Origin of the sequence: Bradyrhizobium acaciae, from assembly GCF_020889785.1 — a bacterium.
GTDB classification, from domain to species: domain Bacteria; phylum Pseudomonadota; class Alphaproteobacteria; order Rhizobiales; family Xanthobacteraceae; genus Bradyrhizobium; species Bradyrhizobium acaciae.
Genome location: NZ_JACMYK010000207.1, coordinates 1 through 10,117 on the forward strand (window position 1 = coordinate 1; position 10,117 = coordinate 10,117).

Annotated in this window: 11 protein-coding genes; 6 read left to right on the forward strand and 5 right to left on the reverse strand. The window is 64.3% G+C overall.

Annotated elements, in window-relative coordinates:
• Positions 1 to 92: 92 nt before the first annotated feature.
• Complete coding sequence (locus tag H8A92_RS37915) at positions 93 to 2,279, forward strand: TonB-dependent receptor (RefSeq protein ID WP_229200399.1); 2,187 nt, start codon at positions 93 to 95, stop codon at positions 2,277 to 2,279.
• Positions 2,280 to 2,504: 225 nt separating this feature from the next.
• Here H8A92_RS37915 and H8A92_RS37920 read toward each other — a convergent pair whose 3' ends face one another.
• From H8A92_RS37920 to H8A92_RS37930, 3 genes are all read right to left on the reverse strand, one after another.
• Positions 2,505 to 3,278, reverse strand: coding sequence for an SDR family NAD(P)-dependent oxidoreductase (locus tag H8A92_RS37920; RefSeq protein WP_229200377.1), 774 nt, complete (start codon positions 3,276 to 3,278; stop codon positions 2,505 to 2,507).
• A 237-nt stretch (positions 3,279 to 3,515) separates the two neighbouring features.
• Complete coding sequence (locus tag H8A92_RS37925; RefSeq protein WP_229200379.1) at positions 3,516 to 4,133, reverse strand: hypothetical protein; 618 nt, start codon at positions 4,131 to 4,133, stop codon at positions 3,516 to 3,518.
• 29 nt (positions 4,134 to 4,162) lie between these two features.
• Positions 4,163 to 4,390 (reverse strand): hypothetical protein, encoded by a 228-nt coding sequence (locus H8A92_RS37930; RefSeq protein ID WP_229200382.1) that lies wholly within the window; start codon positions 4,388 to 4,390, stop codon positions 4,163 to 4,165.
• Positions 4,391 to 4,427: 37 nt separating this feature from the next.
• On the opposite strand from H8A92_RS37930, the gene H8A92_RS37935 reads away from it, so the two are divergent.
• Both H8A92_RS37935 and H8A92_RS37940 read left to right on the forward strand, forming a co-directional pair.
• A complete protein-coding gene (locus tag H8A92_RS37935; RefSeq protein WP_229200384.1) occupies positions 4,428 to 4,787 on the forward strand; it encodes a hypothetical protein in 360 nt (119 codons plus the stop codon).
• 148 nt (positions 4,788 to 4,935) lie between these two features.
• Entirely contained in the window at positions 4,936 to 7,209 is a 2,274-nt protein-coding gene (locus H8A92_RS37940) for a TonB-dependent receptor (protein ID WP_229200385.1), read from the forward strand.
• 16 nt (positions 7,210 to 7,225) lie between these two features.
• Here H8A92_RS37940 and H8A92_RS37945 read toward each other — a convergent pair whose 3' ends face one another.
• Positions 7,226 to 8,158 carry a LysR family transcriptional regulator gene (locus H8A92_RS37945; RefSeq protein WP_229200388.1) on the reverse strand — a complete coding sequence of 311 codons (933 nt, stop codon included), beginning with the start codon at positions 8,156 to 8,158 and terminating at the stop codon, positions 7,226 to 7,228.
• Positions 8,159 to 8,272: 114 nt separating this feature from the next.
• Here H8A92_RS37945 and H8A92_RS37950 point away from each other — a divergent pair, with 114 nt between their 5' ends.
• The 3 genes from H8A92_RS37950 (at position 8,273) to H8A92_RS37960 (ending at position 9,434) form a co-directional block, all read left to right on the forward strand.
• Positions 8,273 to 8,617 (forward strand): hypothetical protein, encoded by a 345-nt coding sequence (locus tag H8A92_RS37950; protein ID WP_229200391.1) that lies wholly within the window; start codon positions 8,273 to 8,275, stop codon positions 8,615 to 8,617.
• Positions 8,618 to 8,657: 40 nt separating this feature from the next.
• Positions 8,658 to 9,131 carry a hypothetical protein gene (locus H8A92_RS37955; RefSeq protein WP_229200393.1) on the forward strand — a complete coding sequence of 158 codons (474 nt, stop codon included), beginning with the start codon at positions 8,658 to 8,660 and terminating at the stop codon, positions 9,129 to 9,131.
• A gap of 159 nt (positions 9,132 to 9,290) precedes the next feature.
• Positions 9,291 to 9,434 (forward strand): hypothetical protein, encoded by a 144-nt coding sequence (locus H8A92_RS37960; protein WP_229200396.1) that lies wholly within the window; start codon positions 9,291 to 9,293, stop codon positions 9,432 to 9,434.
• 53 nt (positions 9,435 to 9,487) lie between these two features.
• Here the strand turns inward: H8A92_RS37960 and H8A92_RS37965 are convergent.
• On the reverse strand, positions 9,488 to 10,117 hold a 630-nt coding region (locus H8A92_RS37965), incomplete at its 5' end, for a LysR substrate-binding domain-containing protein (RefSeq protein WP_229200397.1).

A 10,117-nucleotide genomic window follows, 5' to 3' on the forward strand; every position in this document is an offset into this window, starting at 1 on the left:
CGGCGCCTGAGGCCGGCGCCGGGGCCCCCGCCCCCTCCGAGCGCGATTCGAGCCTGCTCGACCGTGACAGGATACCGTCCAACACCGAGGTGCTGACCTCGGCGGATTTCAGCCGCAACTATTCGACGAATTTCCTCGACTCGGTGAATCGCAAGCTGCCGGGTGTCACACTCACCGACCAGACCGGCAATCCATTCCAGCGCACGCTCGACTACCGTGGCTTCGTCGCCTCGCCGGTTCAGGGAACGCCGCAGGGCATCGCGGTCTATCAGAACGGCGTGCGCATCAACGAATCCTGGGGCGACGTGGTCAATTGGGATTTCATCCCGGAAAAGGCCATCGACCGGGTTTCGCTGGTTCCCAACAACCCGATATTCGGCCTCAACGCGATCGGCGGCGCGCTCAGCATCCAGATGAAGAACGGCTTCACCTATCAGGGGGTCGAGGCTGAAGTCCTGGGCGGCTCCTACGGGCGCCTGCAGGGCAGCGTGCAGGCCGGCGGCCAGAAGGACAACGTCTCCGCCTATGCGGCGTTCGAGTCCGCCTATGATCGCGGCTGGCGCGACTATGCGAATTCCTCGCACGTCAACCGCATGTATGTCGACATCGGCGCGCGCAACGACCAGACCGAATTCCACATCAATTTCACCGGCGCCAAAAATCTGCTCGGCAACGTCGCGGCAACGCCGGTCGAGATGCTCAATCAGCGCTGGTCGAGCGTCTACACCTGGCCGCAATCGACGCAGCTTCAGCTCGCCTTCGTCAACGCCACCCTGAGCCACAATTTCTCGGACACATGGTCGCTTCAGGGGAATGCCTATTTCCGCGGATTCCGGCAATCCCACACCGACGGCAACGGCACTGACGTTGCGCCATGCGACGATCCCACGACCTTGTGCATCGGCAACGGCCTGCCGGTGTTCGGTCCAGCCGACGGCCCGGCCACGCCGAACACGCTCGGCAATGCTTTCCTCGGCGAAATCGATCGTAACCGCGCCGCCACCAACAGCTATGGCGGTACGGCCCAGTTGACCAACTCGGACAAGCTGTTCGGGCACGACAACCATGTCGTGATGGGTGTCAGCGTCGATCACGGCAACACGAAATTCACCGCAAGCAGCGAGCTCGGCACGATCGATCCCAACAACCTGTTCGTGACAGGCACTGGTGTTTTCATCAACCAGCCGGACGCAGGCCTCAGTCCGGTCGATCTGCGCGCCACCAACACCTACACCGGCATCTACCTCACCGACACATTCGACGTGACCAACAAGTTCTCCGTGACGGCGGGCGGGCGATTCAATCTCGCCCAGATCGATTTGCAGGACCAGACCGGGACCAACGACCTGCTCAACAGCAGCAACCGCTTCCAGCGCTTCAACCCGGTGATCGGCGGTACCTACAAGATCACCCCGAACCTCACCGCCTATGCCGGCTATTCGGAAGCCAACCGCACGCCGACGCCGCTGGAGCTCGGCTGCTCCGATCCCAACCATCCCTGCATGATCGACACCTTCCTGGTCGCCGATCCGCCGCTCAAGCAGGTGGTGTCGCACACCGTCGAGGCGGGGCTCCGCGGCAGCTGGGGCCGCGATGCCAAGACGGGCGTGCTGAGCTGGGGGTTGGGCGCGTTCCGCACCCTGTCCGACGACGACATCATCCAGGTGGCAAGCCCGCTCGGCGTCAACAATTTCGGATACTTCCAGAACGCCGGGCAGACCTTGCGCCAGGGTATCGAGGCCAAACTCGACTACCGCCTCGATCGCTGGAACGCCTATGCCAACTACACCTATGTCAACGCGACCTATCAAAGCGCGATCACGCTGTCCTCGCCGAACAATCCGAACGCGCTGATCAGCGAGGGCGGCGTGCAATTTGTCAACGTCACTCCGGGCGACCGCATCCCTGGCATTCCCGCGCACCGCTTCAAGGCCGGCGTCGACTACAACGTCACGGATGCCTGGAAGGTCGGCGCCGACCTCAACGTCGTGGGCAGCCAGTGGCTGATCCATGACTATACCAACCAGAGCCCGAAGGTGCCGGCCTACTCGGTCGTCAATCTGCACACGTCATACCAGGTCACGAACAACATCGAGGTGTTCGGCCTGATCAACAATGTGTTCAACCAGCACTACTATCTGAGCGGCGCGTTCTACCAGACCGGCGGCTTTGTCAGCGCCGGAGGCGCCCCCAACCTGATGGCGCAGTTGAGCGATCCCCGCGCCTTCGTACCCGGCACGCCGCTCGCCGCCTATGCCGGCATCAGGGCGAAGTTCTAGAGGACATCTCTGAGAGGCGACGCCAGGCGACCCTGGGGCCAGATTTCGGAATATTGGAAAAATACCCGTGAGTTGCCCGACGCGTCAAGTCGCCCGATCGAACCGCCGGCCACCGGCGGCTCCTTTGCATGGGGTTGTTTTCGATATTTTGGCAGCGCGCCCCCCAAAGCGCGAGAGGGACGAAGTTGCCTTGGGGCTGCAGATCAACGTCAATTCATCGGCGCTCTACGCCACCGTCCCGCCATCGACCGGCATCGCGATGCCGGTGACGAACGAGGCCTTGTCCGACAGCAGGAACACCGCGACCTCCGCGATCTCCTCGGGGCGCGCCGCGCGGCCCATCGGATTGCGGGTCACCGCGGCCTTGATCAGTTCTTCCGGGTCGGCCTCGTTGTGGCCCGGCTGGTCGGGCCGGTTGACGAACACCCGCAGCATCGGCGTGTCGATCGCACCGGGACAGATCGCATTGACGCGCACGCCGTCCCTGGCGTGGCGCTTGGCAAGCGCCCGCGCCAGACCAATGACGCCGGCCTTCGCCGCCGAATAGGTTGGGCTCCACGGCGACCCCACGAGGCCCGAGGTCGACGCGGTGAACAGGATGCTGCCCTTGCGCCGCGGCGTCATCTGGGCGAGCGCGGCGTTGGTGGTGATCAGCTGCGAGCGCAGATTGAGATCGACGCTGAGGTCCCAGCCTTCGAGATCGTCGATCACGGATGGACCGGGAATGCCGAGATGGTTCCAGACGCAGTCGAGCGCGCCGAATTCCTTTACGGTCGCCGCGACGATGTCGCGCGAGAACTTGTCGTCGCGGAGATCGCCGGCCAGCGCCAGTGCGCGCCCGCCGCCCTTCCTGATCTCCTCGACCGCCGCCTTCGCACCAGCCTCGTTCTGGTCGACGACGGCAACTGCCGCACCTTCGCGCGCGAGGATGAGCGCGCCGGCGCGGCCGGCGCCCGATGCTGCGGCGGTGACGAGTGCGATCTTGCCCTGCATGTCCATGTTTCGATCCTGACTGTGCCCGTGACCTCGGGCCTTCTTGGTTCCAGCTGAAGCTCTGGTTGAATCAGGACCGCAGCGCTGCGGTCTTGCGCTGACGCGCTATGTTCGCAGCGCGATTCGCGCGGTGCGAAAACGCGCTAAAGCATGATCCGGAAAGTGTGAAGCGGTTTTCCGAAAAGATCGTGCTCAAACAAGGAGCTAAAGCGCGATGACGATTCAACCCAATCTCATCGCGCTTTAGCGGCCGCCGAACAGGACCGGAGACTGGCCGGGCAGCAGCTGCGAATGAATGTCGCTGTCCATGCGCTCCGCCCCTTGCTGGGTGAAGCTGGCCCCAAGCGACAGCGTGACATTCGAGGTCGGGCGGAACTCGACGCCTGCTCGCGCCGCATAACCGGCGTTGACGCCGGGATTGCCGCTGAACGGTGCCAGCGGCCCGCCGGCTCCGGGCGGATTGTATTTCAAGCTGTCGAAACCGGCGAAGAAGGTCACGGGCGTGTCACCGACGCCCTTGAAATTGTATCCGACCTGCGCGCCCGAATATTCCAGGGAGCCGAACGCCGCGGATTGACCGAGCGCGCTCCAGCCGGAGCGGCCGCCTTCGCTGCCGACGAACCAGCCGTCCGGCCGGCCGTTCAGGTACGCGGCGCCGCCTTGCGCGCCGGTCGCGTCAAAACCCGGAAAATTTCCGTAGGTGTCGGCCTTCTGACCGTCAGCCAGGCTGCCGCCGAAGCCGAACAGCGAGCCGGGCGTCCAGTAGCGCACCGGGCCGGCCTGGGCATCGGCCTGCTGGCCGCCGAGGCATAGCACGACTGCGATGATTGCGAGACCGGTTTTGCTTGCGGAGATCGACATTCGGGAGACCGTCACCTGTAGTCGCGAAGTTATACGCTCCGGAGGCCGGTAGCGCCAGCGCCGCGCTTCGACACGACCGCCGCGCCTCCTGCCAATCGCGCGAATGGGGCTGGCGCAAGCCGGCCCCATTCTGCCGAGTCCGCGATGTTGCAGAAGCGTCCGATCGCCTGGAAATTGATCATCTCGCCCAGCAATGCGGATTGACAGCCCAGTGCGTTTTCGAAACTGTGCGACACCGCGTCGCAGGCGCCGTCCATAGGTCTTGTGACCTCTCGACGCGGAAATGGCGTCGTCATGAAGTGGTTTCGTTCGAACATCAGGCTCGGGGCTCGGCTGGCGCTTTTGGCGCTGTCGATCCAGTTCGTGCTGTCGTTCGGCCATTTTCATGCCTTTGCGCCGGCACAGGCGACGACGATTGCATCGCTGGCCTCGCACAACGAGCCTCGTTCGAATCCGGATTCCGATCAGGCCGCTGACCTGTGCGCCATCTGTGCCGTCGTGGCGATGGTCAACTCGGCGACACCGACGCCGGCGCTGCCTCCACTGCAGCTGCCGGATGCCGCGGCTTTGCTCGCCTGGCACATCGACGATTGCGCGGCTCCGGTCGACATCGGCCGGCTTCACTACCAGCCGCGTGCGCCCCCGATCTCCTGACATCCCACCACGACTGAACTTCGAACGCGGCCACGGTTCGGCTGCCGTTTGATCAATGGGAATCTGGCCGTCGCGTTCGTGACGGCAGGCTCGACCGCGTCCTGTTCAAGCGGATCCGGATCGCGGCCTGAAGAGATCGGGAACCAACATGTCAGGACATATCCGACGACACGCCGCCGCCGGCGCGGTTTCGCTTTTGGTCTGCGGGATCAACGGCGCCGCCTTCGCACAGACGACGGCGCCGCCAACAGAACTTCCAGATATCACCGTGACGGCGCCGCAGCACCACACCACACCGCCTGGGCCGAAAAAGCCGAAGACCCGTGTTGCGACCGCAAGCGGCCACCGCGCGCGAAGAACCGGTGCCGTGTCGGCCACGCCGGCATCCGCCGAGCAGGCTCAAGCGCAAGCCATCGCTGGCCAGAACGCGCGGCTCGACCAGGCCCGCGCCGCCCTGCTGGCGCCGACCGGCGCCGGCACCTACCAGATGAGCCAGCAGTTCCTGCAGTCACTGCCACAGGGCACCAACACCACGCTCGACAAGGCACTGCTGCAGGCGCCCGGGGTTTCGCAGGACTCGGCCGCCAGCGGCGAGCTGCATGTCCGCAACGAGCACGCCAATCTGCAATACCGCATCAACGGAATCATGCTGCCGGACGGCGTCGGCGCCTTCGGCCAGATCATCGACACCGGGATCGTCGGCAGCATGGCCCTGATCACCGGCGCGCTGCCCGCGCAATACGGCCTGCGCACCGCCGGCGTGCTCGACATCCAGACCAAGACCGATGCCTTCAACAATTCCGGCAGCGTCAGCGTCTATGGCGGCAGCCATGGCAACTTCACCACCAGCGTCGACTATGGCGGCACCGTCGGACAAACCCAGTATTACGTCTCCGGGCGCTATTTCGGCAGCGATGTCGGCATCGAGAACCCGACGCCGGCGTACAACGCCATCCACGACCGGACCGATCAGGAGAAGGGCCTTGCCTACGTCTCGACGGCCATCGACCCGACCAGCCGGCTGACCTATATCGGCGGCGTCTCCAACGGCGCCTACCAGATACCCAACAATCCAGGGCAAACCCCGGCCTTCACCGCCTACGGCGTCTCGAACTTCGATTCCGCGCTGCTCAACGAGCGGCAACGGGAATTCAACCAGTTCAACGTCGTGGCCTATCAGAAATCCGGCGACGGCTTCGACTACCAGGTCGCTTATTTCAATCGCTACAGCCAGCTGCACTTCATGCCCGACCCGGTCGGCGATCTCGTCTTCAACGGCGTCGCGTCCGACGTCTACCGCCAGAGCTTCATCAACGGCATCCAGGAGGATACGTCCTACCGGCTCGGCTTCGCGCACACGCTGAAGTTCGGCTTCTCCGCCAGCGCCGAGCGCTCGCTGGTCAATAACGGCTCGACCGTGCTGCCGCTCGATGCTTCCGGCAACCCGATCGACGCGCCGCTCTCGGTGTTCGATTCCAGCGCCAAGACCGGATACATGTTCTCCACCTACATCGCCGACGAGTGGAAGATCACCAACCAGCTGACGCTCAACGCCGGCCTGCGCTTCGACCAGATGTGGCAATATGTCGATGCCAACCAGCTGAGCCCGCGGATCAGCCTGACCTGGAAACCCATGGACGGCACGACCTTCCATGCCGGCTATGCGCGCAACTTCACGCCGCCCGAGCAGGTGCTGGCGGCGCCGACCAATCTGGCGCTGGTGCAGAACACCACGGCGCAGCCGGGGACCACGGCCAACGATCCCGTGCTGCCGGAGCGCTCGCACGTGTTCGACATCGGCGTCACGCAGAAGGTTGATGCGATCCCCGGCCTCGAGGTCGGTATGGACGCCTATTACAAGATCGCGACCGATCTGCTCGACGACGGCCAGTTCGGCCAGGCCTACGTCCTGACCGCGTTCAACTACGCGAAGGGCACCAATGAGGGCGTCGAGCTGAAGGCGACCTACGACCACGACAATCTGCATCTCTACGGCAACGTCGCGATCGCGCGGCAAGTCGCCACCCAGGTCGTGTCGAACCAGTATCTGTTCGATCCGGACGAGCTCGCCTATATCGCCAACAATTACGTCAACACCGATCACGCCCAGACGCTGACCGCATCGGTGGGCGGCTGGTACCAATGGCACGACACCAAGTTCAGCGCATCGATGATCTACGGCTCAGGCCTGCGCGACGGCTTCGCCAATACCGGCACGGTGCCGTCATACACGCAGGTCAATCTCGGCGTCTCGCACGACTTCAACATCGTCGCGCCGAACAAGCCGACCACGCTGCGCCTCGACGTCGTCAATTTGTTCGACACCGTCTACCAGATCCGCGACGGCTCCGGCATCGGCGTGTTCGCGCCACAGTACGGCCCGCGCCGCGGCGTCTATGCCGGCATCACGCAGAAGTTCTGACGAGGTGAAGGTGCGCTCACAATTCGCCGACCAGCTGGACCAGCTGGTCGCGCATCCAGACGTGAGCCGGATCGTGATCGTAGGACGCATGCCACAGCAGTGACACGGTGACGTCTTTCACCTTCACCGGCGGCGGACTGAGACTGAGTCCGAGATCGGCGGCGAAGCGCCGCGCCAGCCGCGCACCCATGGTGACGATCACAGGCGCGTGCGCCACCAGATGCGGCACGGTGAGGAAGCGCGGCGTGGTCAGCGCAATGGTCCGATGCAGGCCGAGCTCATCGAGCGCGTCATCGACGAAGCCGCGCACGCTGCGATCCGGCTTCAGGCTGGTCAGCACGTGCGGAAGCCGGACGTAGTCCTCGAGCGAGATCGGCGGCGTGACGCCGGTCTTCTCGGCATTGAACATGCAAAGGAAGCTCTCGGTGAACAGCACGCGCTGCTTGTGATGCAACTGTCCCTGCTGGATCGGCCCATAGGCGAGCGCGAGGTCCAGCGCATCGGCGTCGAGGTCATCGAGCAGCCGGGACATGTCGACATTGTAAAGCCGCAGGTGAATGCCTGGCGCGATCTCGCGCATGCGGGCCAGCAGGCGCGGCACGATCAGGATTTCCATGCTGTCCGACAGGCCGAGCCTGAACGTCCGCACCGCCGTGGCCGGATCGAAGGTCTTCTCGCGCAGCAATACCGCCTCGACCTGCGCGAGCGCGCTCCGCACCGGCTCGAGCAAGGTCGCCGCATGCGGAGTGAGGCGCATGCCGTCGGCCGCCCGCGTCAGCAACTCGTCATCGAGCAGTTCGCGCAGCCGGGCGAGGTTGTGGCTCATCGCGGATTGGCCGATGCCGACGCGCGCCGCCGCCCGGGTCACGCTGCGTTCGGTGAGCAGCGCATCGAGATGAACGAGCAGGTTCAGGTCGATACGCCCTAAATTGACAACATCGATGGCCATTATCGATCCCATCTATTTGATCGATGATCATAGCCTGACCATCTCCTCCGGCAAGGGAGCAGCGGGCATCCACCCGCCGCCCAGGTTCTGACACCCGAGCTAAAGGAGGATCCCATGTCGATCCGCAGCACAATTCTCGCCACCGCCTTCACCCTGGCCTCGCTTGGAATTTCGCTTGGAACCGCGCAGGCGCGCGCGCTCAAGCCGATCGAGGCCCAAAGCATCCATCTCGGCGACCTCTCCGGCGTCGCCTACTACACCGTCGAGCCCGATGGATATCGCGTCGTGACCACACTCGCACAGGGCGCGTCTGGCACGCCGGTCCGCTTCGTGTCGGTGCTGGCGCCCGGTCAGCACGCGCTGCTCTCGACGGCGAACCAGGCCGGCGCCGTGGAGATCAGCCGGACCGGCGACAGCCTGACCGTCCGCAAGGCGGGCGCACTCTCCAACCGATCCTGACGCCGTTAGTACCCTTCCATCACCCGCGCAGGAGCCGAAGATGTCCACGATCCACCTTCATCGGACGACCAGATTGACACCCGAGCAGTACATCAGCGGCCTCACCGACTTCGGGCCCGGCCGCTCCAACTTGTTCGGCAACAGCGCCGACGCTTATCTCAAGGTGCATCATCGCAGCCGCGCGGATGCTGACGTGACCGAAGGCTCGAACGGCATCTGGGAGCGCCTGTACTACAATTGGTCCGATCCCGACCATGTCGTCCTGACGACAACCGATTCCAACATATGGGGCGGTAGGTCGGGCCACACTTACAACTTCACACGGCGCTCCGACGGCACGACCGATATCGACGTCGTCGTCGTGCGCGACGGCAAGAACCTGAAGGGATCGATCCTCGGCCTCGTGTTGCGCACCATCGGCCGGGGCGTCCTGGAAAAAGCCTTCGAGAACTCCGTCAAAGCCATCGAGCAGCGGTACGCAGATGCGCTTCAGCGGGGCCGGATCGCGGCCTAGGCGCGGAGCAATGAAAGTATTGCTCCGAGATCAATGTTTCTATTGTACCGATCAATGTCTCGGACCATATCTAAGCTATCGAACGCATTGCACCGGGCCAAGCGCCAAAAAGCCGAGTACCAGGCCGAGCCCCGTGCAGGCTGAATGGAGACAACTGAAATGGAGTTCAATTATCTCGATACGTTCCTGGCATTCCTCGGAATGACCTTCGGACTGGTGTCAGTGGCGCCCGGCCTGTTCTTCCAGCCCAAGGCCGAGCCGGCGCGTGCGACGAGGACGGCCGCGACCGGCAGCAAGCGGTGACGCGCCGCGGCTTCTGCGCGAGCATCGCGCAAAAGTTGTGACGCGCGCGCGAACTATCCCGCGACGAGCAACTTCTCTTTCAAAAGGTCCGCCAGCCAGTCCGCGAACACCTGCAGCCGCCGCGACAGATGCTGGCGGTGCGGATAGAGCAAGGTCATCGGCATCGGCGCCGCGCGATGCTGCGGCATCAACTCGACGAGCTCGCCGGCATCGAGATGCCGCTTCACGTCGTAGGCCGGAATCTGGATCAGGCCGAGGCCGGCGAGGCAGCAGGCGATATAGGCTTCCGCACTGTTGACGGTGACGCGGCCGCGCATCGCGATGCTGCGCACCGCGCCATGCTCGGTCCATTCCCACTGCTCGATCCGGCCGGTGGATGGCGAGGCATAATTCACCGCCCAATGCGCAGCGAGATCGTCCGGCGTCTGCGGCGTGCCGTGGCGCGCGAGATAGCCCGCGCTCGCGACATTGATCAGCACGAGATTGCCGAGCGGACGCGCAATCAGGCCGGAATCGCCGAGCGGGCCGACACGCACGACGCAATCGGTGGAGTCCTCGATCAGATTGACCGCGCGATCGGTGACGCCGAGATCGATCTCGATCTGCGGATAGCGATCGAGGAAGGCCGGCAGCGCCGGCGCAACGATCAGGCGGCCGATCCGCCCGGGCACGTCGACCCTGAG

Coding starts and splice junctions, on each gene's coding strand:
- H8A92_RS37930 (WP_229200382.1), bottom strand. CDS start 4,390: ATGGACGGCGCCTGCGACGCGGTGTCGCACAGTTTCGAAAACGCACTG.
- H8A92_RS37945 (WP_229200388.1), bottom strand. CDS start 8,158: ATGGCCATCGATGTTGTCAATTTAGGGCGTATCGACCTGAACCTGCTC.
- H8A92_RS37920 (WP_229200377.1), bottom strand. CDS start 3,278: ATGGACATGCAGGGCAAGATCGCACTCGTCACCGCCGCAGCATCGGGC.
- H8A92_RS37935 (WP_229200384.1), top strand. CDS start 4,428: ATGAAGTGGTTTCGTTCGAACATCAGGCTCGGGGCTCGGCTGGCGCTT.
- H8A92_RS37940 (WP_229200385.1), top strand. CDS start 4,936: ATGTCAGGACATATCCGACGACACGCCGCCGCCGGCGCGGTTTCGCTT.
- H8A92_RS37925 (WP_229200379.1), bottom strand. CDS start 4,133: ATGTCGATCTCCGCAAGCAAAACCGGTCTCGCAATCATCGCAGTCGTG.
- H8A92_RS37955 (WP_229200393.1), top strand. CDS start 8,658: ATGTCCACGATCCACCTTCATCGGACGACCAGATTGACACCCGAGCAG.
- H8A92_RS37960 (WP_229200396.1), top strand. CDS start 9,291: ATGGAGTTCAATTATCTCGATACGTTCCTGGCATTCCTCGGAATGACC.
- H8A92_RS37950 (WP_229200391.1), top strand. CDS start 8,273: ATGTCGATCCGCAGCACAATTCTCGCCACCGCCTTCACCCTGGCCTCG.